The organism is Bradyrhizobium sp. CCBAU 11430 (genome assembly GCF_028128855.1).
GTDB classification, from domain to species: Bacteria; Pseudomonadota; Alphaproteobacteria; order Rhizobiales; family Xanthobacteraceae; genus Bradyrhizobium; species Bradyrhizobium ottawaense.
The window spans coordinates 91,809-116,574 of sequence record NZ_LBJV01000070.1 but is presented as its reverse complement, the minus strand read 5'-3'; the positions used below and the strand labels follow the sequence as shown (position 1 = coordinate 116,574).

General features: G+C 65.5%; 20 protein-coding genes. 15 read left to right on the top strand and 5 right to left on the bottom strand.

Features of this window, described 5'->3' with window-relative positions; all coding sequences use genetic code 11:
- Positions 1-121: 121 nt before the first annotated feature.
- On the bottom strand, positions 122-1,129 hold the full coding sequence (locus XI04_RS30315; RefSeq protein ID WP_026202916.1) for a polyprenyl synthetase family protein: 1,008 nt from the start codon (positions 1,127-1,129) through the stop codon (positions 122-124).
- A 135-nt stretch (positions 1,130-1,264) separates the two neighbouring features.
- Here XI04_RS30315 and XI04_RS30310 point away from each other — a divergent pair, with 135 nt between their 5' ends.
- The 6 genes from XI04_RS30310 to glyS all read left to right on the top strand — a co-directional run bounded on the left by XI04_RS30310 (position 1,265) and on the right by glyS (position 6,937).
- Positions 1,265-1,492, top strand: coding sequence for a putative signal transducing protein (locus XI04_RS30310; RefSeq protein ID WP_018323354.1), 228 nt, complete (start codon positions 1,265-1,267; stop codon positions 1,490-1,492).
- Positions 1,485-2,249, top strand: a complete 765-nt coding sequence (locus tag XI04_RS30305) for a tRNA1(Val) (adenine(37)-N6)-methyltransferase (RefSeq protein WP_038972122.1) — start codon at positions 1,485-1,487, stop codon at positions 2,247-2,249. Before XI04_RS30310 ends, XI04_RS30305 begins: the two co-directional genes overlap by 8 nt.
- 214 nt (positions 2,250-2,463) lie before the next feature.
- Positions 2,464-3,372: a S49 family peptidase gene (locus tag XI04_RS30300; protein WP_028141657.1), complete on the top strand. Its 909-nt coding sequence runs from the start codon at positions 2,464-2,466 to the stop codon at positions 3,370-3,372.
- A gap of 105 nt (positions 3,373-3,477) precedes the next feature.
- Positions 3,478-3,669 carry a hypothetical protein gene (locus tag XI04_RS30295; RefSeq protein WP_028141656.1) on the top strand — a complete coding sequence of 64 codons (192 nt, stop codon included), beginning with the start codon at positions 3,478-3,480 and terminating at the stop codon, positions 3,667-3,669.
- A 233-nt stretch (positions 3,670-3,902) separates the two neighbouring features.
- The gene (locus XI04_RS30290; RefSeq protein ID WP_038948278.1) at positions 3,903-4,838 is read left to right on the top strand and encodes a glycine--tRNA ligase subunit alpha; all 936 of its coding nucleotides are present in this window, start codon (positions 3,903-3,905) and stop codon (positions 4,836-4,838) included.
- On the top strand, positions 4,838-6,937 hold the full coding sequence (glyS, locus tag XI04_RS30285; protein ID WP_038972121.1) for a glycine--tRNA ligase subunit beta: 2,100 nt from the start codon (positions 4,838-4,840) through the stop codon (positions 6,935-6,937). The genes XI04_RS30290 and glyS overlap by 1 nt, the downstream gene beginning before the upstream one ends.
- A gap of 253 nt (positions 6,938-7,190) precedes the next feature.
- Here the strand turns inward: glyS and XI04_RS30280 are convergent, their stop codons facing one another.
- Positions 7,191-7,544, bottom strand: coding sequence for a DUF1236 domain-containing protein (locus XI04_RS30280; RefSeq protein WP_028141653.1), 354 nt, complete (start codon positions 7,542-7,544; stop codon positions 7,191-7,193).
- A 232-nt stretch (positions 7,545-7,776) separates the two neighbouring features.
- On the opposite strand from XI04_RS30280, the gene XI04_RS30275 reads away from it, so the two are divergent.
- From XI04_RS30275 to XI04_RS30265, 3 genes are all read left to right on the top strand, one after another.
- A complete protein-coding gene (locus XI04_RS30275; protein WP_080670142.1) occupies positions 7,777-7,932 on the top strand; it encodes a DUF3096 domain-containing protein in 156 nt (51 codons plus the stop codon).
- 96 nt (positions 7,933-8,028) lie between these two features.
- The gene (ppdK, locus tag XI04_RS30270; RefSeq protein WP_028141652.1) at positions 8,029-10,980 is read left to right on the top strand and encodes a pyruvate, phosphate dikinase; all 2,952 of its coding nucleotides are present in this window, start codon (positions 8,029-8,031) and stop codon (positions 10,978-10,980) included.
- A gap of 452 nt (positions 10,981-11,432) precedes the next feature.
- Positions 11,433-12,887: a cell wall hydrolase gene (locus XI04_RS30265; protein ID WP_028141651.1), complete on the top strand. Its 1,455-nt coding sequence runs from the start codon at positions 11,433-11,435 to the stop codon at positions 12,885-12,887.
- Between the two features lie 181 nt (positions 12,888-13,068).
- Here the strand turns inward: XI04_RS30265 and nadC are convergent, their stop codons facing one another.
- From nadC to nadA, 3 genes are all read right to left on the bottom strand, one after another.
- On the bottom strand, positions 13,069-13,947 hold the full coding sequence (nadC, locus tag XI04_RS30260; RefSeq protein WP_028141650.1) for a carboxylating nicotinate-nucleotide diphosphorylase: 879 nt from the start codon (positions 13,945-13,947) through the stop codon (positions 13,069-13,071).
- Positions 13,948-13,958: 11 nt separating this feature from the next.
- The gene (locus tag XI04_RS30255) at positions 13,959-15,557 is read right to left on the bottom strand and encodes an L-aspartate oxidase (protein WP_097668750.1); all 1,599 of its coding nucleotides are present in this window, start codon (positions 15,555-15,557) and stop codon (positions 13,959-13,961) included.
- 195 nt (positions 15,558-15,752) lie between these two features.
- Positions 15,753-16,859, bottom strand: a complete 1,107-nt coding sequence (nadA, locus tag XI04_RS30250) for a quinolinate synthase NadA (protein ID WP_028141648.1) — start codon at positions 16,857-16,859, stop codon at positions 15,753-15,755.
- A 340-nt stretch (positions 16,860-17,199) separates the two neighbouring features.
- Between nadA and XI04_RS30245 the strand changes: the two genes are divergently transcribed.
- The 6 genes from XI04_RS30245 (at position 17,200) to XI04_RS30220 (ending at position 24,710) form a co-directional block, all read left to right on the top strand.
- Complete coding sequence (locus XI04_RS30245; protein WP_028141647.1) at positions 17,200-18,453, top strand: MFS transporter; 1,254 nt, start codon at positions 17,200-17,202, stop codon at positions 18,451-18,453.
- Positions 18,454-18,494: 41 nt separating this feature from the next.
- The gene (acuI, locus tag XI04_RS30240) at positions 18,495-19,481 is read left to right on the top strand and encodes an acrylyl-CoA reductase (NADPH) (protein WP_028141646.1); all 987 of its coding nucleotides are present in this window, start codon (positions 18,495-18,497) and stop codon (positions 19,479-19,481) included.
- A 113-nt stretch (positions 19,482-19,594) separates the two neighbouring features.
- Positions 19,595-20,194, top strand: coding sequence for a hypothetical protein (locus XI04_RS30235; RefSeq protein ID WP_028141645.1), 600 nt, complete (start codon positions 19,595-19,597; stop codon positions 20,192-20,194).
- A gap of 164 nt (positions 20,195-20,358) precedes the next feature.
- On the top strand, positions 20,359-20,625 hold the full coding sequence (locus tag XI04_RS30230) for a DUF6894 family protein (RefSeq protein WP_028141644.1): 267 nt from the start codon (positions 20,359-20,361) through the stop codon (positions 20,623-20,625).
- A 180-nt stretch (positions 20,626-20,805) separates the two neighbouring features.
- Positions 20,806-22,542 carry a methyl-accepting chemotaxis protein gene (locus tag XI04_RS30225; protein WP_271608950.1) on the top strand — a complete coding sequence of 579 codons (1,737 nt, stop codon included), beginning with the start codon at positions 20,806-20,808 and terminating at the stop codon, positions 22,540-22,542.
- Positions 22,543-22,739: 197 nt separating this feature from the next.
- Positions 22,740-24,710, top strand: coding sequence for a methyl-accepting chemotaxis protein (locus XI04_RS30220; RefSeq protein WP_028141642.1), 1,971 nt, complete (start codon positions 22,740-22,742; stop codon positions 24,708-24,710).
- The last annotated feature ends 56 nt before the right edge of the window (positions 24,711-24,766 follow it).

Genomic DNA, 24,766 nt, shown 5'->3' with positions numbered 1-24,766 from the left:
GAAGATCGGATGTTATCGGTACTTGCACCAAAGCTGTATCGATAGATCACGCGGTATGGGTCCCGGCGTTCGCCGGGACGACACCGAGTGTTTCGCTGGCGGTGCGCCGAAACGCAAAAGCCTAGTGCGACCTTGCCAGACAGAACGCCACCACCTGCTCCAGCGCGCTCTTCATCGGCGAGGAGGGGAACAGCGCCAGTGCGTCCACCGCCATGGCGCCGTAGTGCTGGGCGCGGCTGAGCGTGTCCTCGAGCGCGCGGTGCTTGTTCATGAGCCCGATGGCGTGATCGAGGTCGCTATCGCCGATCTCGCCGCGCTCGAGCGCCCGGATCCAGAACGCGCGCTCGGTGTCGTTGCCGCGGCGGAAGGCGAGCACGACGGGCAGGGTGATCTTGCCCTCGCGGAAATCGTCGCCGGTGTTCTTGCCGAGCTTTGCGCTCTTGCCGCCATAGTCGAGCACGTCGTCGACGAGCTGGAAGGCGATGCCGAGATTCATGCCGACCGAGCGGCAGGCGGTCTGCTCGGCCTTGGGGCGGTTGGCGATGACGGGGCCGACCTCGCAGGCCGCCGCGAACAGCTCGGCGGTCTTGCCGCGGATCACGGCGAGATATTCGTCCTCGGTGGTCGCGGTGTTCTTGGCGGCGGCCAGCTGCATCACCTCGCCCTCGGCGATGGTGGCGGCGGCCGCAGAGAGGATGTCGAGCGCGCGGAGCGAGCCGACCTCGACCATCATGCGGAAGGCCTGGCCGAGCAGGAAGTCGCCGACCAGCACGCTCGCCTCGTTGCCCCAGAGCATGCGGGCCGACAGCTTGCCGCGGCGCATCTCGCTCTCGTCGACGACGTCGTCGTGCAGGAGCGTGGCGGTATGCATGAACTCGACGGAGGCGGCGAGCTTGATGTGGCCGTCGCCGGTGTAGCCGGCGAGGTTGGCCATGGCGAGCGTCAGCATCGGCCGCAGCCGCTTGCCGCCGGAGGAGATCAGATGGTTGGCGACCTCCGGGATCATGGTCACGTCCGAACCGGTCCGCGACAGGATCGTGGCGTTGACGCGCTCCATATCAGGGGCGACAAGGGCAACCAGCTCTTCGATCGACGCGCCGGGAGTTTCGAAAGGTACGATGACGGCCACGCCGGTCTCCAATATTTGCCCCGGAGGGGCTATTCTGACGGAAAGACAATAGAAACTGGCGGCGGATGCGGCAAGGCCCGCGGAACCATTGACATTTGCCGCTTTAGCCCCCTCTCAGGCAAGGAAACCTGCGTTTTGCGTGAACTGGTTCGGACCAACGATATGGTGCTGGTGTCGGCGATCGGCGCGCTGCTCGACGGCGCCAACATCCATCATCTGGTGCTGGACCAGAACATGAGCATCATCGAGGGCTCGCTCGGCATTTTGCCGCGGCGGATCCTGGTTCATGAGGACGACGCCCAGGAGGCGCGGGAGCTCCTCACCGAGGCCGGCCTCAGCCACGAACTGCGCGGCGATGAGTGAGGCCGCAGATATCACCGAGGACGCCTTTCTCGGCGGGCAATTGCGCCTGAGACAGAAGCGGAGTGGCCACAGAGCCGGGCACGACGCCATTCTGCTTGCGGCGGCGACGGAGGCCCGCCCCGGGGACCGCGTGGTCGATTTCGGCGCCGGGATCGGCACGGCCGGGCTGGCGCTGGCCCGGCGCGTCGCTGGTATCGGGCTGAGCCTGGTCGAGATCGATCCGGAGCTGGCCGAGCTCGCGCGCGCCAATGCAGCCGCGAATGCGCTTGCCGCCGAGATCATCCTGCTCGATGTCACTGCCGACGCCACGGCCTTTGCGGCAAACGGGCTGCCGCCCGACAGCGTCGACGCGGTGCTGATGAATCCGCCCTTCAACGATCCGGCCCGGCATCGCGGCTCGCCGGATCAGGCGCGTCACACCGCGCATGTGGCGACGGAGGAGACCCTGCATGCCTGGGTGCATGCAGCGCGGCGCATCCTCCGATCGAATGGTGTGCTGACATTGATCTGGCGCGCAGATGGAATCGCCGATGTCCTGGCGGCGCTGTCACGCGGCTTCGGGAGCCTTTCGATCCTGCCGGTTCACGGTGAGGCGGGGCGGCCCGCGATCCGCGTGCTGGTGCGTGCGGTCAAAGGCGGCCGGGCTCCGACGCGATTGCTGCCGGGCCTCATGCTCAACGACGAGTCAGGCGTGTCCAAAAAAGAGGTGACGGAGATTTTGGAGGGGAGAGCGGCCTTGCCGCTGATGGAACCGTGACGACTTACTGCGGAAGCGATTCCGACTGCTGCTCTTGCGGGGACGTCAAGCGGATCGCCATGAACAGCGCACCGATCAGCAGCATCAGCAGATAGATTTTCATGGTGTTCTCCGCTGCCTCATTGCAGCCTCCCAACGGAAAATCTGCAAAACACGTTCCAGGCACTTCCAATGACAGTCGCGTGATAAGAAATGGTTAATCAGAGGTAACGGCATGGCCGAACAATTGAAAGATCGTGAGAGTTCCGGCCTGGCCGACAAGCTCATGCAATATCTGCCGGCGCGCTTCCGCCCCGGTACCGCGGTCGTACCGGTGGTGCGGCTGTCCGGTGTGATCGGTGCGGTGACGCCGCTGCGCCCGGGCATGACGCTGGCGGGCGTCGCGCGGGTGCTGGAGCGCGCGTTCTCGTACCGGCACGCCAAGGCGGTGGCTCTGGTGATCAACTCGCCCGGCGGCTCGCCGGTGCAGTCGCGCCAGATCTACCTGCGCATCAAGCAGCTCGCGGCGGAGAAGAAGCTGCCGGTGCTCGTGTTCGTCGAGGACGTTGCGGCGTCCGGCGGCTACATGATCGCCTGCGCCGGCGACGAGATCATCTGCGATCCCTCTTCGATCCTCGGCTCGATCGGCGTGGTCGGCGGCAGCTTCGGTTTCCAGGAGGCGATCAAGCGGCTCGGCATCGAGCGGCGCCTCTACACGGCCGGCGCGCACAAGGCGATGCTCGATCCTTTCCTCCCCGAGAACCCCGACGACGTCGCCAAGCTGAAGGCGCTCCAGCGCGAAATCCATCAGATTTTCATTTCCCTGGTGAAGGAGAGCCGCGGCGCGCGCCTCAAGGGCGCGGACGACGCCCTGTTCACGGGCGAATACTGGGCCGGCGAGAGTTCGATCGCGCTGGGGCTCGCCGACAGCATCGGCGATCTCCGCTCAACTCTTCGTGCCCGCTATGGCGAGAAGGTTCTCACCCCCGTGATCGCGCAGCCGACCGGGCTGCTCTCCGGCTTTCTGGGCCGGAAATCGCCCGGCGCGGGGCAGCTTTCGGCCATGGAATCAATGGTCGGCCTGCCGGACGATCTGATCTCGGCGCTTGAGACGCGGGCGATCTGGGCGAAATTCGGGTTCTAGGCGCAGCCCTCCCGCGCCATTTGGCCTCTTGGCCTGCCGATTGCGGCGCAGCCCCGACTGCGCAACAATGTGCGTGGGGGCTGAGCACTCAACGAGGATCGACCGATGCCGCCGTTCGTCGCTTTCGCGGGCGTCCTGGGTGGGCTTGCCGTGGTCCGCTGGGCCTACAAGACTGCTGTCAGGATCAACCGGGAGCTGGAGGAGATGCGCCTCTCGCGCGTCGCCGAGGCCGCCCATATGGGGAACATCCAGACCCTGAAACGTGACCCCGTGACCGGAGCCTATCGGCCGGGTTAGGCGCGCCCCATGTAAGGTGCCCTAGGGTGGGCAAAGGCGCTCTTGCGCCGTGCCCACCATTCCCTTCGGCAATCGTGGCGACGATGGGGGGCACGCTTCGCTTTGCCCACCCTACGGCACCGTCACTCTACGGCGGCCGTTAAGCCCGAATCCGCCCCTTTGCCTTGATTCCCACTCCCGCCGTCGATACGGTCCCGCGCGATTCAACCCCCCCGCGAGAGCCTGATCTGACGATGGACGCCTCATTGCCCGCCCATATGCGCCCGGAACGCTCGTTCCAGGGCTTCATCCTCGCGCTCCAGCGGTTCTGGGCCGAGCAGGGCTGCGTGATCCTGCAGCCCTACGACATGGAGATGGGCGCGGGTACCTTCCATCCGGCGACCACGTTGCGCGCGCTCGGGCCAAAGCCCTGGAACGCGGCCTATGTGCAGCCCTCGCGCCGGCCCAAGGACGGCCGCTATGGCGAGAACCCGAACCGGATGCAGCACTATTACCAGTTCCAGGTGATCATGAAGCCGTCGCCGCCGAACCTTCAGGAGCTGTACCTGAAGTCGCTGGCCGCGATCGGCATCGATTCCGCCGTGCACGACATCCGCTTCGTCGAGGACGATTGGGAGAGCCCGACGCTGGGCGCCTGGGGCCTCGGCTGGGAGTGCTGGTGCGACGGCATGGAAGTCAGCCAGTTCACTTACTTCCAGCAGGTCGCCGGCTTCGAATGCGCGCCGGTCGCGGGCGAACTCACCTACGGTCTCGAGCGCCTCGCGATGTATGTGCAGGGCGTCGACCGCGTCTACGACCTCAACTTCAACGGCCGCGACGGCGATGCCAAAGTCACCTATGGCGACGTCTTCCTGCAGGCCGAGCGCGAATATTCGAAGCACAATTTTGAAGTCGCCGACACCGCGATGCTGTTCGAGCAGTTCAAGATGGCGGAGGCAGCCTGCCGGAAATATCTCGACGCCGGCTGGAAGGACGACAAGCGCGAGGCGCATCTGATGGCGCTGCCGGCCTACGACCAGTGCATCAAGGCCAGCCACGTCTTCAACTTGCTCGATGCCCGCGGCGTGATCTCCGTGACCGAGCGGCAGAGCTACATTCTTCGCGTGCGTGAGCTGGCCAAGGCCTGCGGCGAGGCCTGGATCCATACTGAAGCGGGCGGAGCGGCCTGATGCCCGATCTTTTGCTTGAACTGTTCTCCGAAGAAATCCCCGCGCGCATGCAAGGGAAGGCGGCCGACGATCTGCGCCGCCTGGTCACCGACAAGCTCGTCGCCGAAGGCCTGGTTTACGAGGGCGCCAAGGCGTTCGCGACGCCGCGCCGCCTCGCGCTCACCGTGCACGGCATCCCGGCGCGCCAGCCTGACCTCAAGACCGAACGTCGCGGTCCGAAGGTCGGCGCGCCCGACGCGGCCGTGCAGGGCTTCCTGAAGGCGACGGGATTGAAGTCGCTGGATGAAGCAAAAATCCAGCGCGACCCCAAGGGTGATTTCTACATCGGATTGATCGAGAAGCCTGGCCGCGACGCGATCGACGTGCTCGCGGAAATCCTGCCCGTCATCATCCGCACCTTCCCCTGGCCGAAATCGATGCGCTGGGGCGCGCGCTCCGGCAAGCCGGGTTCGCTGAGCTGGGTGCGTCCGCTGCACGCGATCACCGCGACCTTCGGGCTCGAGACCGAAGAGCCCGATGTCGTGAAATTCGAGGTCGATGGCATCACGACCGGCCAGACCACCTACGGTCATCGCTTCATGGCGCCGGACGCGATTTCCGTGCGTCGTTTTGAAGACTACGAAGCGAAGCTGAAGGCCGCCAAGGTCATCCTCGATCCGCAGGCGCGCAAGGACATCATCTTCGCCGACGCCAAGGAGCTGACCTTCGCACAAGGCTTCGAACTGGTCGAAGATCAGGTGCTGCTGGACGAGGTCTCGGGCCTCGTCGAATGGCCCGTCGTCATGATGGGATCGTTCGAAGCGGAATATCTCGCGATTCCGGACGAGGTGATCCGCGCCACCATCCGCAACAACCAGAAGTGCTTTGTGGTCAAGGATCCCAAGACCGGGAAGCTGACCAACAAGTTCGTCCTCACCGCCAATATCGAGGCGGCCGACGGCGGCAAGGTCATCGTATCAGGCAACGAACGCGTGATCCGTCCGCGCCTGTCGGATGCGAAGTTCTTCTACGAGACAGACCTGAAGACGAAACTCGAAGATCGGCTGCCGAAGTTCGAGCAGATCGTGTTCCACGAGAAGCTCGGCACGCAGGCAGCGCGGATCAAGCGCATCGAGCGGCTCGCAGCCGAGATTGCGGCACTGGTCGGCGCCGATGTCGCGAAGGCGACGCGCGCGGCGCATCTGGCGAAGGCGGATTTGCTCACCGAGGTCGTCGGCGAATTCCCCGAAGTGCAGGGCCTGATGGGCAAGTACTATGCGCTGGCCCAGGGCGAGGACGCGTCCGTCGCCGCCGCCTGCGAGGAGCACTATAAGCCGCAAGGACCGACTGATCGCGTGCCGACCGATCCGGTCAGCGTTGCGGTCGCGCTTGCAGACAAGATCGATACCTTGGTCGGGTTCTGGGCCATCGACGAGAAGCCGACAGGCAGCAAGGACCCCTATGCGCTGCGTCGCGCGGCGCTGGGCGTGATCAGGTTGATCGCCGAGAACGCGCTGCGTCTGTCGCTCATGAAGGTGGCGACATCTGCGCTCACCGGTTTGTCGGTGAAGCCGGCCGATGCGCAGAAGCTGCCGAGCGACCTCCTCGCCTTCTTCGCTGATCGCCTGAAAGTACAGCTCCGTGAGCAGGGCGCGCGGCACGATCTCGTCGATGCCGTGTTTGCGCTCGGCGGCCAGGACGACCTGCTGATGATCGTCCGCCGCGTCGAGGCGCTCGGAAAGTTTCTCGAGAGCGACGACGGTAAGAACCTGCTGGCTGGCATCAAGCGTGCCAGCAATATCCTTGGCATCGAGGAGAAGAAGGACAAGCGCAGCTTCGAAGGCGCGCCCGACGTTGCGCTTTACAGCCTGGCCGAGGAAAAGGCGCTGGCAAAGGCGATAGGCGAAGTGCAGGCGGAAGCCAGCGCCGCCGTCGTCAGGGAAGACTTCGCGGCCGCGATGAGCGCGATGGCCAAGTTGCGTCCGCCGGTCGATGCGTTCTTCGACAAGGTCCGCGTCAACGACGACGATGCGAAGGTGCGCGAGAACCGCCTCAAGCTGCTGAACGAGATCCGCAGCGCCACGCGTGCGGTGGCGGATTTCTCGAAGATCCAGGATTGAGGTCGCGCTCGCGGGGCAAATACCGCTGTCATTCCGGGGCGTGCGAAGCACGAGCCCGGAATCCATAACCACCATCGTGAGTATGGATTCCGGGCTCGCGCCAAGTGGCGCGCCCCGGAATGACAGCGCAAAAAGCCCCGCCCGGCGGGGGGAAGACCGGGCGGGGCCTGATGTCCGATTACACTGCTCGCGCCAGCCTGATTGAAGTGACGCGCCGGACATCTAGTCGATCAGTGCCAACAGTCGATCCGTGCTAGTCCAGCACCTCGACGATGCGGCGCGAGCGCGGCTCGACCAGAACGGTTTCGCCGTTCACGACGGTGTAGCGGTAGGTGGTGGCGCCGAAGCGTTGCGGCACGTCATAATAGGTGACGCCTGCCTCGGGTAATGTCGTGCCGACGATGATGCGATCGGGAATGCTGAAGGCGGGCACACGCTGCTCGACGACGTACTCGCGGAAGGCCGGCCGCTGTTCGACTGCGATGGTTGGGCCGCTGTCGACCACGGCGGGCGCGCGTCCGACGGTGACACCGCTTTGCGCCTGCGCCGCAAGGGGCGAGCCGATCGCGGCCGCGAGCGCTACAAGAGCGAGAATCCTGTTCCGCATGGACAACTCCTTCGACGTGAATTTTATTTTCGGACGCGCCAATGGCGCGACCGGTTGGCCAATGCATGCACCCTTCGCAATGTTCCGGGAAAAGGCCCGCCGCATTCGCGGCAATTTCAGGCAGTTTTCGTGGGTGCCGGAACTCGCATCACGTCTTGCGCGTCTCTACTCGCGGAACCGGGAGGGCTATGATCCGCCCGCGATTCGCCCCACCTCCACAGAAAGAAAATTCATGCACATCACCGTCGCCCACATTTCGCCGATCCTGTCGTTGATTGCGGGCGTGCTCATCCTGATCATGCCGCGACTTCTCAACCTGATCGTCGCGATCTTCCTTATTGTGAACGGTGCGATCGGGCTTGGGCTCCTGAAATGGCTCCGCCTCTAGGGGTTCATTTTCCGGAACTGTCCGACTTGCGCGGGCCCGCCCAAAATGGTGTAAGGCCCGCGAATTCCCATTCCTCTCGCAGGTTGTGTGCAAGCTATGGCCAAAGCCGCCTCGAAGCCCAATAAAACTCCAGCGAAATCAAAGTCTTCCGCCAAGGCGAAAGCCGCGCCGGCAGCCCGCAAGACGCTTGCCAAGAGCGCGCCCAAGCCGGTCGCCAAAGCTGCCGCAAAGCCGGTCGCCAAAACTGCCGCAAAGGCTGCTGCCAAGCCGGCTGCGAAGGCTGTGACCAAGGCGGCTCTGCCGAAGGTCGCTGCGAAGCCTGCGCCGAAGAAGGCTGTATCAGCCAAGGCCGCGCCGGCCGCGGGCAAGGCCGGCAAATGGGTCTACACGTTCGGTGACGGCAAGGCCGAGGGCCGCACGGAGATGCGCGACCTGCTCGGCGGCAAGGGCGCGAACCTTGCCGAGATGGCCAATCTCGGCCTGCCGGTGCCTCCGGGCTTCACCCTCCCGACCTCGGTCTGCACCTATTTCTACGCCCACGACAAATCCTATCCGAAGGAGTTGCAGTCGCAGGTTGAGAAGGCGCTCGACTATGTCGGCAAGTTGACCGGCAAGATCTTCGGCGATGCCAAGAACCCGCTGCTCGTCTCCGTGCGCTCCGGCGCGCGCGCCTCGATGCCGGGCATGATGGACACCGTGCTCAACCTCGGCCTCAACGATCAGACCGTGGAAGCGCTGTCGGAATTGTCGGGTGACCGCCGCTTCGCCTACGACAGCTATCGCCGCTTCATCACCATGTATTCGGACGTGGTGCTCGGCTTCGAGCATCATCACTTCGAGGAAATCCTCGACACCTTCAAGGACGGCCAGGGCTATACCCTCGACACCGACCTCACCGCCGAGGACTGGGTCGAGCTGGTCGGCAAGTACAAGGACGCCGTCGCGCGCGAGACCGGCAAGGACTTCCCGCAGGATCCGCACGACCAGCTCTGGGGCGCAATCGGCGCGGTGTTCTCATCCTGGATGAACGCGCGCGCGGTGACCTACCGCAAGCTGCACGACATTCCGGAATCCTGGGGCACCGCGGTCAACGTGCAGGCCATGGTGTTCGGCAACATGGGCGAGACCTCGGCGACCGGGGTTGCCTTCACCCGCAACCCCTCGACCGGCGAGAGCAAGCTCTACGGCGAGTTCCTGATCAACGCGCAAGGTGAGGACGTGGTGGCGGGCATCCGCACGCCGCAGGATATCACCGAGGAGGCGCGCCAGGAATCGGGCTCCGACAAGGCGTCGATGGAAGCGGCGATGCCGGAGGCCTTCAAGGAGCTGACGCGGATCTACACGCAGCTCGAGAAGCACTACCGCGACATGCAGGACATGGAGTTCACCGTCGAGCGCGGCAAGCTGTGGATGCTGCAGACCCGCGGCGGCAAGCGCACCGCCAAGGCGGCGCTGCGCATCGCCGTCGAGCTCGCCAATGAAGGCCTGATCTCGAAGAAGGAAGCGGTGACGCGGATTGATCCGGCTTCGCTGGATCAGCTGCTGCATCCGACCATCGATCCCAACGCCAAGCGCGACGTGATTGCGACCGGCCTGCCGGCATCCCCGGGTGCTGCTTCCGGCGAGATCGTGTTTTCCTCGGACGAGGCCGCCAAGCTTCAGGCCGACGGGCGCAAGGTCATCCTGGTCCGCATCGAGACCAGCCCGGAAGACATCCACGGCATGCACGCCGCCGAAGGCATTTTGACCACGCGCGGCGGCATGACCTCGCACGCGGCGGTGGTCGCGCGCGGCATGGGCAAGCCCTGCGTCTCCGGCTGCGGCACCATCCGTGTCGATTACGGCCGCGGCACCATGAGCATCGGTTCGCGCACCTTCAAGACCGGCGACGTCATCACCATCGACGGCTCGCTCGGCCAGGTGCTCGCCGGCCGCATGCCGATGATCGAGCCGGAGCTGTCCGGCGAGTTCGGCACGCTGATGGCCTGGGCCGACCAGGTCCGCAAGATCGGCGTCCGCGTCAACGGCGACACGCCCGACGACGCGCGCACCGCGATCAAGTTCGGCGCCGAAGGCATCGGCCTGTGCCGCACCGAGCACATGTTCTTCGAAGAGACCCGCATCCGCACGGTTCGCGAGATGATCCTCTCCGAGGACGAGCAGTCCCGCCGCGCGGCGCTCGCCAAACTGCTGCCGATGCAGCGCGCCGACTTCGTCGAGCTGTTCGAGATCATGAAGGGCCTGCCCGTCACGATCCGTCTGCTCGACCCGCCGCTGCACGAGTTCCTGCCGCATACCCACGCCGAGGTCGAGGAAGTGGCACGCGCCATGAATACCGACCCGCGGCGCCTGGCTGACCGCGCGCGCGAGCTCTCGGAGTTCAATCCGATGCTCGGCTTCCGCGGCTGCCGCATCGCGATCGCCTATCCGGAGATCGCCGAGATGCAGGCGCGTGCGATCTTCGAGGCGGCGGTCGAGGCCGAGAAGCGCACCGGCAAGGCCGTCGGCCTCGAGGTGATGGTGCCGCTGATCGCGACCAAGATGGAGCTCGACCTCGTCAAGGCGCGGATCGATGCGACCGCCCAGGCGGTGATGCGCGACACCAACACCAAGCTGACCTATCAGGTCGGCACCATGATCGAGCTGCCGCGCGCCTGTCTGCTCGCGGCCGAGATCGCAGAGTCGGCCGAGTTCTTCTCGTTCGGCACCAACGACCTCACGCAGACCACCTACGGCATCAGCCGCGACGACGCGGCGAGCTTCCTCGGTCCCTACGTGGCGAAGGGCATCCTGTCGGTCGATCCCTTCGTCGCGCTGGACCAGGAAGGCGTTGGCGAGCTCGTCAAGATCGGCGTCGCGCGCGGCCGCAAGACCCGCCCGAAGCTCAAGGTCGGCATCTGCGGCGAGCACGGCGGCGATCCCGCTTCCGTCGCCTTCTGCCACAACATCGGCCTCGACTACGTCTCCTGCTCGCCCTACCGCGTGCCGATCGCCCGTCTCGCAGCGGCGCAAGCCGCACTCGGCAAGGCGATCGCCAGCCAGGCGTAAGCAGAACTAGAATGCTGGATGAAAGAGGCGGGGCCAAAACCCCGCCTCTTTTCGTTTTCGCGATGCTCTCGCCAACCCATCATTGCGAGCGCAGCGAAGCAATCCAGAATCTCTCAACGGCGGCGGCCCGGATTGCTTCGTCGCAACAGCTCCTCCAATGACGAGGCGGAAGCTCGGACAACAAGGAACCACGCGCGCGTCCCGTAATGATACGCGCCAGCAAGAGTTCCTTCACCATTCGCGTTGACCGGTTGTTTACCGCTTCGCGTGAGGACGGGTTTACCACCGTGCGCGATCACCCCGTGAAAACACCTGCAATCGCTTGAGTGTGCCGCACGCGCAACGCCGATTAACGCCCCGGCAACCTAAATTGGATACTTACGATAAAGATCGAATTGCACGGATGTACTGCGTTTCGATTTTTCTGGCGTAAGCGTAGCGTGAGCGTATCGATGTCTGTGTTGCGTAACCATCCGAAGGGCGCGCGGTTCGCGTCCTTCGGCATCGGTCTCTGCATCTTCGCATTGATGCCGAGAGAGACCGGCTATCAGGATATTGCCTCTCTGCTGGCGCGCCAACCCGGCGTCGCCGAGCGTTGGCAGAAGCAGGTGTTCTCCGCGGCGTCCTCGATCCAGCTCGCCACCTACAGTTTTTCCCGCCCCATCGGCACCTCGGTTCCGCAAAGCGCGATGGTTCGCCTGGCGAGCCTCGATGGCCGCGACGTCACCGGCGCGATCAGCCGCAATCCGGCGCTGCAGGCTGCGCCGCGCTACCAGGCTTCCGACTTTCCCAAGGTCGATCGCTCCATGAAGGGTGATCGCCTCGCGACCGTTGCGCCGACCGAGGCTCCCGAGGCGGCCGCGCCCGCTGCGGCACCGCCGCAGCAGGATCCCGCGACGTCGAACAGCTCGGTGTTCGGCGCCAAGACCGCGGCGCTGCCGCAGGCGATGTCGCCGGAATCCGCGGCCGCCCTCGATCCCGAACTCCAGGAAGCGCTCCGCGCGCCGCCGCTGCCGCAATATTCCAATCCACCGCGGGCCAGCGACGCCGCGCGCGCGTTCGCGGTGCAGCCGCTCGAGGCGCTTAAGCGGACCACTGCGCCGACGACGCCGGTGCGGGATCCCTTCAGCGTCAAGACCTCCAACCTGTTCTTCGGCAGTTCCTCGCTCGGCGGCAATCTCGAAAGCATCGAGAGCTGGCAGCCCGGCGCCGAGCCGCTGATCGTGATGCCCGATCCCGACATGAAGGTGACGGCCTCGCTATCGCCGCCGACGGTGGACATCGCCAAGGATATCGAGAGCGGCGAGAGCGTCGCGCCGAAGGGTGAGGTCAACGCCGACAACCAGCGCGCCAGATCGCCGGCGGAGCGTCTCGCGCTTGACGACAAGTCGCGCGCGAAGTCCGAGAAGTGCCTTGCGGAAGCCGTCTATTTCGAGTCGCGCGGCGAGGCCGTTCGCGGCCAGATGGCTGTGGCGCAGGTGGTGATGAACCGCGTGTTCTCGGGCAAATATCCCGACACCGTGTGCGGAGCGGTCTATCAGAACAAGCACCGCCATCTCGCCTGCCAGTTCACCTTCGCCTGCGACAACAACGCCGACGTGATCCGCGAGCCCGAGATGTGGGAGCGCGCCAAGAAGATCGCGAAGGCGATGCTCGACGGCCAGATCTGGTTGCCCGAGGTGGGCAAGTCCACGCATTATCACGCCTACTGGGTGCGCCCGTCCTGGGTCGCCGAGATGAAGAAGATGTACAAGACCGGCGTGCACACCTTCTATCGCCCGCGCGCCTGGGGCGACGGAAGCGAGGAACCGAGTTGGGGCACCCCGGCCCAGACCGCCGCGCTGTCAGCCGAGCTCGCGCAGGAAGCCAAGAGCTCTGCCGAGATGGGCGTGAGCGAGCGGCGCTGAGGCAATCAATCGTTGCCGCAGTGAAGGTATGCTCCCTCTCCCGCTTGCGGGGGAGGGCTGGGGAGGGGGTGTTTCCGCAGGCGAGACCCCCCGTGTGGAGAGAGCCCCCACCCGGCGCTTCGCGCCGACCTCCCCCGCAAGCGGGAGAGGTGCAGCCAGCCCTGGGCTCAGAGCGGTGATCTCACATCTCAATATCCAGCGCGCAATCAAAGTTCGGCGCCGAATGCGTCAGCGCGCCCGCCGAAGCGTAGTCGACGCCGGTTGCCGCGATGGCCGCGATCGAGTCCAGCGTGACGCCGCCGGACGCCTCCAGCTGGAGACGACCCTCGTTGATCCGCACGGCCTCGCGCAATGTCGCAAGGTCCATGTTGTCGAGCAGCACGGCGTCGGCAAGTCCGGTATCGAGCACCTCGCGCAACTGCGCCAGCGTATCGACCTCGATCTCGATCTTGACAAGATGGCCGGCATGGGCGCGGGCGCGCTCCAGCACCGCACAGATGCCGCCGGCGACCGCGATGTGGTTGTCCTTGATCAGGATCGCATCGTCGAGGCCGAAGCGGTGATTGAAGCCGCCGCCGCAGCGCACGGCGTATTTCTCCAGTGCGCGCAGCCCCGGCGTGGTCTTGCGCGTGCAGCAGATGCGCATCTTCGTGCCTTCGGTGCGGGCGACATAGTCGGCCGTGAGCGTCGCGACGCCCGACAGGCGGCCGACGAAATTCAGCGCCGTCCGCTCCGCTGTGAGAATGGCGCGCGCAGGCCCCGAGATCGTCAGCACCTGCTGTCCGCGGACAACGCGTGCGGCATCACGGACATGCGCGCGCACGTCGATGTCGGAGGAGAGTTTTTGCAATGTCGCGAGTGCCAGCGGCAATCCGGCGATCACGCCGGACTGGCGCGCCACCAGAATGGCTTGCGCCCTGGTCGCTTCCGGGATTGTCGCCAGCGAGGTGATGTCGCCGGCGCGGCCGAGGTCCTCGTCGAGCGCGCGCTGCACGGCTTCGCCGATCGCAAGCGGCGAGAGGAAGGCGTCGGGATAGAGCAGGGAGGTGGTGGTAATCATGGAAAACTCCTTCAGGCAATCATGGATTGCGCAACGGGCGGCAGGGAGCTCAGGCTTTCCGCGATCTCGCGCGCCGCCGTGAGCGTCGTCATCGTTCGCTGCGCCTGCGCAGGGACGTCAGCCGGATGGTCGGAGCGGAAATGCGCGCCGCGGCTCTCGCGGCGGCTCCACGCCGAGGCGGCAACGAGCAGGGCAGACGTCGCCATGTTGCGCAGCGCGATGCTCGTTGCCTCGCGTTCGAGCGCAGCGAAGTGGTGCACGGCCTCGGAGAGGCCGTCGCTCTCGCGGATCACGCCGACATGCGCGCTCATCATCGCGCGCAGCCGCTTCCCGGCCAGAGCATCCGGCGTGCCGCCGCGCGACGCGACCGGTGCGTCGGGGAGGCGGGCAGGCGCGGGGATCGAGCAGCCGGCGATGTCGTCGGCGATGCGCGCGGCGTAGACCACCGCCTCCAGCAGCGAATTCGAGGCGAGCCGGTTGGCGCCGTGCGCGCCGGTCGACGATACCTCGCCACCGGCCCAGAGTCCGTCGATCGAGCTGCGGCCGCGTCCGTCCACCGCGATGCCGCCCATGTGATAGTGCGCGGCCGGGGCAATCGGGATGATCTGCGTGGCCGGATCGATGCCGGCGGCGATGCAGCTCGCATGCACGGTCGGAAATTTGTCCGCAAAGCGCGCGCCCAGCGCCTGGCGCGCATCGAGGAAGGCCCCGCGCCCGGCCGCAATCTCGGCGAATACGCCGCGGGCCACGATGTCGCGCGGCGCGAGCTCCGCGAGCGGGTGGCGCGCAACCATGAAGCGTTCACCGGCGCCATTGACCAGCGTCGCGCCTTCGCCGCGCAACGCTTCGGTGGCGAGCGGTGCCGGATCGCGGCCGACCATGATGGCGGTTGGATGGAACTGCACGAATTCCGGATCGGCGATTACGGCACCGGCACGCGCGGCGATGGCGAGGCCGGAGCCGCTGGCTTCCATTGGATTGGTCGTGACGGCGTAGAGATGTCCGATGCCGCCGGTGGCAAGCACCACCGCGCGCGAGGCGAGCAGGAACGGCTTCGCCTGGAAGTTGCCGGCCTCGCGCAATTGAAGACCGGCGACGGTGCCATCCTCAACCAGCAGCGCCTCGGCGACGAACCCCTCGACCAGGCGGATCGAGGGCGTGCGGCCCACCGCTTCGCTCAAGGCTGCGATGATCGCGGCACCGGCACCATCGCCTCGCACATGCACGATGCGCCGCGCAGAATGCGCTGCTTCGCGTCCCACGGCGAGCCTGCCTTCGAGGTCGCGATCGAACGGGACGCCATAGCTCAAGAGATCGTGGATGCGCGGCGCGGCCTGGCGCGCGATCCCAAGTGCGACCACCTCGTCGACGAGGCCGCCGCCGACCGCGATGGTATCGGCGGCATGGGCTTCCGGCGTGTCGCCCTCGGCCACCGCCGCGGCGATGCCGCCTTGCGCCCATGCGGAGGATGCGCCCTGTCCGAGCGGCGCGGCCGAGATCAAGGTCACCGGCCGCGGCGCCAGCTTCAGGGCGCAGAACAGTCCGGCAAGGCCGCCGCCGACGATGACGATGTCGTCGGTGCGGGTGAGGTTGTGGCTGGTGTTTGTCATAGTTCTTTCCTTTCACTCCACTGTCGTCCCCGCGAAGGCGGGGACCCATACGCCGCAGCAGAAATTGTTGCGCGAAACTGCGTGTTGCCTTCCTTCGCAACCACATCTTCCTGTGGTTATGGGTCCCGGATCTGCGCTCCGCTTCGCTGCGCTTGTCCGGGACGACAGTCGTGTGTGACGCGGTGTGTGTTGCCCTCAATTCTTCAGATTGATCATCCGCTCGACCGAGCGCCTTGCACGCAACGCCAGGGCGGGATCGATCGTCACCTCCTCGCGGAGCGTCAGCAGGCTGTCCAAAATGTTCGCGAGCGTGATGCGCTTCATGTGCGGGCAGAGATTGCAGGGGCGCAGCATCTCGACGTCGGGCAGCTCGGCGCGCACATTGTCGGCCATCGAGCATTCCGTGATCATCACCAGCCGCCGCGGCCGCTTTTCGCGCACCCAATTGATCATGTGCGCGGTCGAGCCGGTGAAGTCGGCTTCCGCCAGCACGTCCGGCGGGCACTCCGGATGCGCGATGATCTGCACGGACGGATCGGCCTCGCGAAAGGCGCGCAGCTCTTCGCCCTTGAAGCGCTCGTGCACCTCGCAGGCGCCCTTCCAGGCGATGATCTTCACGTCGGTCTTCGAGGCCACGTAAGTGGCGAGATAGCGATCGGGCAGGAAGATCACGCTTGGCGCGTTCAGGCTCTCGACCACCTGCACCGCGTTCGACGAGGTGCAGCAGATGTCGACCTCGGCCTTCACCTCTGCGGAGGTGTTGACGTAGGCGACGACAGGCACGCCCGGAAACTTTTCGCGGAGCAGGCGCACGTCGGCGCCAGTGATGCTGGCGGCCAGCGAGCAGCCGGCCCGCGAATCCGGGATCAGCACCGTCTTGTCGGGGTTGAGCAGTTTCGAGGTCTCCGCCATGAAGTGCACGCCGCACTGGACGATGACATTGGCCTCCACCTTGGTGGCTTCGACCGCGAGCTGGAGCGAGTCGCCGCCGATGTCGGCGACGCAGTGGAAGATCTCCGGCGCCTGGTAGTTATGGGCGAGGATCACCGCGCCCCGCGCGCGCTTCAGCTCATTGATCGCCTTGATCGTCGGCGCCATCAACGGCCACTCGATCGGAGGGATGACGTGCTTCACGCGCTCATAGAGCGGGGCGGTGGTGCGTTCGACCTCCGCCGTCCATTCCAGCGAGGGCGTCGGCAGCGCGCACGCTGTGGGCGCCGGTGCGGAGCGGGGAGAGGAGGCGAGATGGCCCTGCGGCCGGTTGGCAAAATCGTCTGGACCGTAGATTGCAGTGATCGGCATCAAAGCCTCCGTCGCATGTCACTTATACTCAATATGAGTATATGTAGGGCCTGAGTAATCCGGCCGAGGGGCCGGAGTGGGTTTCATCGAACCTCATATATGCTCAATATGAGTACATAGGAAATAGCACGCTCTGCCGAGGACGGCTAGGTCCTGCCGCACACAATCTCGTCAGATCGTCGTCCGACGCGTCGGGCGAGGCCAGATTGAAACGCAATGCTCCCGCGGCAGCCCCTCGTGGAATGCAACCGTTTTTGATTTGGGATTTTCATGCAAATGCATTAAATGAGGCGTTCGCGGCGCCTCTTTGCGAGTCCGCCAATGACAGACAGGGAATACCATGTCGACATCAGTGGGCGAACTCGCTCCGGCCTCACGTTCCTCCAGCTGGCGTACCCCCGCCGTCATCATTCTGTGCGGCTGTGCGATCGGCATGCTCGGCTTCGGTCCGCGCTCGGCGCTCGGCTTCTTCGTGCAGCCGATGAGTCATGAATTCTCCTGGGGCCGCGACGTGTTTGGCCTCGCCATCGCCTTTCAGAACTTGCTGTGGGGACTGGGCCAGCCCATCGCCGGCGCGGTCGCCGATCGCTTCGGGCTGTTCCGGGTGATGTGCGTCGGCGCGCTGCTCTATGCCGGCGGCCTCCTGCTGATGCGCTATTCCTCGACGCCGCTGTCGCTCAACATCGGCGCCGGCGTCATGGTCGGTTTTGGTCTTGCCGGCTGCTCGTTCAATCTGGTGCTGTCGGCGTTCACCAAGCTGCTGCCCGCCGAGAAGCGCGGCCTCGCGCTCGGCGCCGGCACGGCGGCGGGCTCGTTCGGCCAGTTCCTGTTCGCGCCGATCGGCGTCGCGTTGATCGACAATTTCGGCTGGCAGCAGGCGCTCTCCGTGTTCGGCTTCCTGATGTTGCTGATCATCCCGCTGTCACTGGCGCTCTCGACGCCGCCGGCTGCAACTGCGGCCAGTGCGACGCCGGCGGATGAGCAGACCATCACCAGGGCGCTCGCCGAAGCCTTCGGTCACCGCTCCTATGTGCTGCTGGTGCTCGGCTTCTTCACCTGCGGATTCCAGCTCGCCTTCATCACCGTGCATCTGCCGGCCTTCCTGGTCGATCGCGGCATCTCGACGCAAACCGGAGGCTGGGTGATCGCGGCGATCGGCCTGTTCAACATCATCGGCTCGCTCAGCGTCGGCTATCTCCAGAACTCGCTGCCCAAGCGCTACATCCTCTCGGCCATCTACTTCACGCGTGCGCTCGCAACCCTCGCCTTCATCTCGTTCCCCATCACGCCGTTCTCGGCGATCGCTTTCGGTGCGGTCTCCGGCCTGACCTGGCTGTCCACGGTGCCCCCGACCTCGGCGCTGGTGGCGCTGATGTTCGGCACGCGCTGGCTTGCGACGCTGTATGGCTTTGCCTTCGTCAGCCATCAGGTCGGCGGCTTCCTCGGCGTGTGGCTCGGGGGCATCGTCTTCGAGCGCTTCGGTTCCTATACGCCGATCTGGTGGCTCTCGATCCTGTTCGGCGTGCTTTCCGCGCTGATCAATCTTCCGATCGTGGAGAAACCTGTCGTTCGGGCGGTTGCGCAGCCTGTGTGATCGGCTAAACATCCCCGACAAACAAGTCAGGGAGTTCAGTCGTGGCCACATTTAAGGCGATCCGGATCGACAAGGCGGACAAGGGCACCACCGCCGCGCTGACGCAGTTCGATGAAGCCGAGCTGATGGACGGCGACGTCAGCGTCCGCGTGGAATGGTCGACGCTGAACTACAAGGACGGCCTCGCGCTCACCGGCAAGGCGCCGGTGGTGCGCCGTTTCCCGATGATCGCCGGCATCGACTTCGCCGGCACGGTCGAGCAATCCTCGCATCCGCAATGGAAAGCCGGCGACAAGGTCGTCTGCACCGGCTGGGGCATGGGCGAGACCCATCTCGGCGCCTATGCCGAGAAGGCGCGGGTGAAGGGCGACTGGCTGGTGGCCTTGCCGCAAGGCCTGTCGGCACGCGATGCCATGGCGATCGGCACCGCCGGCTTCACTGCGATGCTCTCGGTGCTGGCACTGGAGAAGCACGGTCTCTCGCCGAAGAGCGGCCCTGTGGTGGTGACGGGCGCCGCCGGCGGCGTCGGCTCGGTCGCGATCGCCGTGCTCTCCAAGCTCGGCTACCACGTCATCGCTTCGACCGGCCGCGCCTCGGAGGCTGACTATCTGAAGCAGCTGGGAGCAGCCGAGATCATCGACCGCAACGAATTGTCGGCGCCGGCCAAGCCGATCGCAAGGGAGCGCTGGGCGGGTGGCGTCGACAGCGTCGGCTCGACCACACTGGCGAATCTGCTGTCGATGACGAAATACGGCGGGGCGATCGCGGCCTGCGGCTTGGCCGCCGGCCTGGACCTGCCGTCGTCTGTCGCACCTTTCATTTTGCGCGGGGTGTGCCTTCTCGGCATCGATTCCGTGATGTGCCCGATCGAGCCGCGGAAAGCCGCGTGGCAGCGCCTGGCGTCAGATCTGGATCGGACCAAACTAACTGAAATCACTCACGAAATTCCTCTTGATGAGGTGCCGGAGTGGGGCGCGAAAATCCTGGCGGGCCAGGTCCGCGGTCGCATCGTGGTAAAAATTGTCTAACGGCGTTCAGACTTTACCAACCAAGCTGCTTCAATGTCGCCATGGTTGGTATGGTAAGCAGCGGGTAAAGAGATAAGGCATCGCCCGCTGCGGGGGTTGGTTCGGAGTTGAGCATGCTTGCGCGTATTGTGTTGGGGGCTGTCACGGCGGCAGCAACGTTTGCGCCGGCCCTTGCCGGAAGCATGAACGCCGACGAGGCGCGTCGCTTCGTGGCGGGCAAGGTCTTTGCCTTCACCTGTTTCGACGGCACCCGCGGCGCGGGCCGCATCCTGGACGATCTCGGCGCCGCCGGCGCGGTGCAGTTCTCCGGCGCGGGCCCGGTCAAGCATCTCCGCCTGCCCGGCAATACGCTCCAGATCCGTGGCCAGAACGTCTGCGCCTCGATCAAGGGCATTCCGTTCGAGCCGTGTTTCAACCTGGAAAAGACCGACGATCGCAGCTTCCGCGGCTCGGTGTCGGGGATGGGCTTCGCCTATTGCGACTTCCATCACCAGGGTGGCAACCAGATGCTGATGGCGCGCGCTGCGGCGCGTCCGCGCTCGCTGCACAGGACAGAGCACACCGGTTCCGTCAGTGCGACCAACACCGAAGTCGCCGCGCGCGTCGAGACGCCGCGTGTCGAGAGCAGCCGGCTCGAGCCGGTGAAGTCGGAGATCAAGTCGGAGCCCGCCAGGAACGAGGGCCCGCTGGAGCTGCGCCGTTCCACCCAGTGAGAGGGCTGCGCGGTCGGTTCCGCGCACTTTGTCGTTGAAGACGTCCATCGAACGCCGAGCCGCCGCGCCGTAGTCATACGGACGGCGGCTTTCATGCGTTGGTAGCTGTTCGCGCTCCAGTTTGCGGACGGCCGGGGGGCGCGGCCCGATAAAAGGGTTCAACGATGTCGCTGTACTTTTTCCGCATCAGCACCGGTCGCTATTCCGGCGCCGCCGACCAGCCGTACGAGTTCGAGGATCGCACTGCCGCCTGGACCGAGATGACCGAGGTCTGCGCCAATCTGCTCGGCGGCATCGCGCGCGGCCTGAAGCCGAACGCTGAGTGGTGCATGGAGCTGCTCGACGAGGACAAGAAGCCGGTCTTTCGCATCAGCCTCGTCGGCGAGAGCGTAACGCAGCAGAGCGGGGCTCCTATCACTGCGTGTGATTAACCTGTTAAGCGCGCATACCGTGCTGAAATTCAAGGGATTTTCCTACCGATTCAGTAATTGCCCGGAGGTCGCGTTAACCAAATTGGAATGGCGAACGCATACTTTTCGGACAAGGGCGGTCAACGCCGAGGGCGGCTGGCAATGACTCGGCCGCGCATTCCCTAGGGGGGAAGCAAGCCCATGTTGAACCTCGTTCAGAATTTGCGGATTGGGACCAAGCTGGCGATCTCATCGGCGCTCGGCATCCTCCTGGTCCTCGCGATGATCGCGGGTCAGGTGATCGGAAACGGCAACGTGCGCCGGTCCAGCCAGACGGCGTCCGAGCAGCAGGAGCTGGCGCGCGAGGCAGTCGAATCCAAGCTCGCGGCGCGCGCCATGCAGCTCGCCGCACGCGACATCCGCCTCGCCAATAATTCAGATGAACTGCAGAAGGCGCGCGACGCGCTGGTCGAACGCGCCGGTCATTTGGTGAAGGTTGCCGACGCAATGCTCACGCTCTCGCACGTGCCGGAAAACCGCGCGAGGATAGAGAAGCTCAAGGTCCTCACGGCGAACTATCTCAAGGGAGCTCAGCAGCTCGCATCCGTGCGCGGTGCCGCCCTGGCTCTCACGGGCGAGGATGCCGCTGCTCGCCTCGCCAAGCTCGTCGATGAGGGGACGCGTCTCGCCCGCGAGGTCACGTTGCCGATCGCAGGCGAGATGGACCAGGCAGCCAATCAGATTGCCGACGTCGCCAGGCACAGAAGCGAAGAGGAGGTTGCGGCCTCCGCGCGGGAGATGGCGTCCAGCGAGCATATCGCAATGGTCATTGGCGTTTTCACGGCGCTCGTCCTCCTCTGCTCCTGGCTGATGTCGTTCCTGACCATCGCACGGCCGATCCGCGCGCTCACGGTGGCCATGGACAAGCTCGCCGGCGGCGACTTTTCCGTGGTGCTGCCCGGTCTCGGCCGCAAGGACGAGGTCGGTGGTGTCGCGGCGGCTGTCGAGAAGTTCAAGATCGTGTCCGAACAGAAGGCGCGCGAGGAGGCCGAGGCCAAGATCAGGCAGGATCAGGCTGCAGCCGCGCAACGCAAGGCCGAGATGTCCAAGCTGGCCGATGGCTTCGAGGCGGCGATCGGCGAGATCGTCGACACCGTGTCATCGGCCGCGACTGAACTGGAAGCGTCTGCGTCGACGCTCACGTCGACTGCGGCGCGCGGACAGGAGCTCACCACCATGGTTGCTGCCGCCTCCGAAGAGGCGTCCACCAACGTGCAGTCGGTGGCGTCGGCGACCGAGGAGCTGTCGTCGTCGATCACGGAGATCAGCCGCCAGGTGCAGGAATCCGCGCGCGTCGCAAGCGAAGCGGTCAGCCAGGCCCGCACCACGACCGACCGCGTCGGCGAATTGTCGAAGGCGGCGGCGCGGATCGGCGACGTGGTCGAGCTGATCAACACCATCGCCGGCCAGACCAATCTCCTGGCGCTCAATGCGACCATCGAGGCCGCGCGCGCCGGCGAGGCGGGTCGCGGCTTTGCCGTTGTCGCCTCCGAGGTCAAGGCGCTCGCCGAGCAGACCGCGAAGGCGACCGGCGAGATCGGCCAGCAGATCGCCAGCATCCAGACCGCGACCGAGCATTCGGTCGGCGCCATCAGGGACATCAGCGACACCATCGAGAAACTGTCGGAGATTTCCTCGACCATCGCGGCTGCCGTCGAAGAGCAGGGCGCGGCGACGCAGGAGATTTCCCGCAACGTGCAGCAGGCGGCGGAGGGCACCCATCAGGTGTCGTCCAACATCACCGACGTGCAGCACGGCGCGAGCGAGACCGGCTCGGCGTCCTCGCAGGTGCTGGCGGCGGCGCAATCGCTGTCCGGCGACAGCAACCGCCTCAAGCTCGAGGTCGGCAAGTTTCTCGGCACCGTGCGCGCGGCCTGACGGTGGCGTCTTTCGGCAGGTCCTGCTTGCAACCATCACGCGTGAATGCGTGGCGGTTGCTCGCGCGCGTATCTCGACGCCGCGACCGATGCGCGCAGGGTTAACCTTCCGGAAAAGCGGCGCAGTCATGATGCCCGCAATATTTGGGGCGCTGAGTCGCCTTTCGCGTATTGCGTCTCAATCGTTGGAGCACTTTCATGAGCGGCATTTCCATTCGCCTCACTCACAAGGTCATGGCGATCGGACTGTTCGGCCTCATTGGGCTCGTCGCCTTCGGCACGATCTACCAGATTGGCAGCCTCTCTCAGGACACGTCCCGCGACGCTGCTGAAGACGCGCGCCGGCTGTCCGATCTGAACCAGCGGATCTCGCAGCAATTGCTCGAAGCGCGCCGGGCCGAGAAGGATTTCCAGCTCCGCCGCGATCAATCCTATGCGAAGCGTCACGCCGAACTTGCTTCCGACATTACCCGAAATCTTGATCGCCTCGGCAGCGCGGCGCGTGCGGCAGGGTACGCGGCGGTCGGAGAAAAGGCGTCACTGGTCCGCACCGGATTCGAGAGATACGTGAGCGAATTCGCGGCCGTCGAGCAGGCCGAGGTCAGGCTTGGATTGAACGAAACCCTCGGGCTGTCAGGCTCGTTGCGCACGGCGGTGCACGGCATCGAGACCAAGCTCAAGGAGGTCGACGATCCCAGGCTCACCAGCGGCATGCTGACGATGCGTCGTCACGAGAAAGACTTCATGTTGCGCCGCGACCCGAAATATCTCGACGCCCTGAAGAAGACGGCGACGGAATTCTCCGGGCAAGTCGAGGCTTCGGCGATCCCGCCGGCCGTCAAGGCCGATATCGGCAAGAAGCTCTCCAAATACCAGGACGACTTCGTGGCGTGGGCAGCCGGCGCGCAGGATCTGACCGCGCACGGCTCGGCAATGTCCAAGGAGTTCCGCACCATCGAGCCCGTCCTCGACGAGATCGAAAAGACCGTCAGTCAGCAATACGACGCTGCGCGGGCCGCCGAAGAGTCAATGCGGGCCTCGATCAAGCTCTGGATGTGGGTCGCACTCGGATGCTCCATCCTGCTGGTGGGGAGCGTGTCCTTCTTCACCGGCCGCTCGATCTCGACAGCGCTGATCGCCATGGTTCGCGCGATGACCGGTTTGGCGAAGGGCGACATGTCAGTCGCAATCCCCGGCGTTGGCCGCAAGGACGAGATCGGTGAGATGGCTGGTGCCGTCGAGGTGTTCAGGAGCAACATGGCCGAGGCCGACCGGCTGCGCGCCGAGCAGGCCGAAGCGGACGCGCGTCGGCGCGAGCAGCGCAAATTCGACATGCAACGGCTCGCCGATACGTTCGAAGGCGCGGTCGGCGAGATCATCGAGACGGTATCGTCGGCGGCCACCGAGCTCGAAGCGTCGTCGAATACGCTGACCCACGCCGCCGAGCGCGGCAACAGCCTCGCCACCGCCGTGGCAGCGGCTTCGGAGGAGGCGTCCGCCAACGTGCAGTCGGTGTCGTCTGCAAGTGAAGAGCTGACCTCCTCGGTCTCCGAGATCAGCCGCCAGGTGCAGGAATCGGCGCGCGTCGCCGACGTCGCCGTCGGGCAGGCCCAGCGCACCAATGCGCGCGTCGCCGAGCTGACCAAGGCCGCTTCCCGCATCGGCGACGTCGTCGAACTGATCAACACCATCGCCGCGCAGACCAACCTCCTGGCGCTCAACGCGACGATCGAGGCGGCGCGGGCGGGCGAAGCCGGCAAGGGCTTTGCGGTGGTCGCGACCGAAGTGAAGGCTCTTGCAGAGCAGACCGCGAAAGCCACCGGCGAAATCGGTCAGCACATCGGCGCGATCCAGTCCGCGACAGACGAATCCGTCGGCGCGATCAAGGAGATCGGCGACACCATCGCGCGGATGTCGGAGATCTCGTCGACCATCGCTGCTGCGGTGGAGGAACAGGGCGCCGCCACGCAGGAGATCTCCCGCAACATCCAGCACGCCGCGCAAGGTACTTCCGCGGTTTCGTCGAACATCGCCGACGTCCAGCGCGGCTCCGGCGAGACCGGGGCTGCCTCGGCGCAGGTGCATTCGGCCGCGCAGTCGCTGTCGCAGGAGAGCAACCGGCTCAAGAGCGAGGTCGCGCGCTTCCTGGAATCGGTGCGGGCGGCCTGAGGCGGCCGCCGCCCGGTGAATGTGGCGGCGCGTCGTGTTTCGCGTCGCAGCACGGC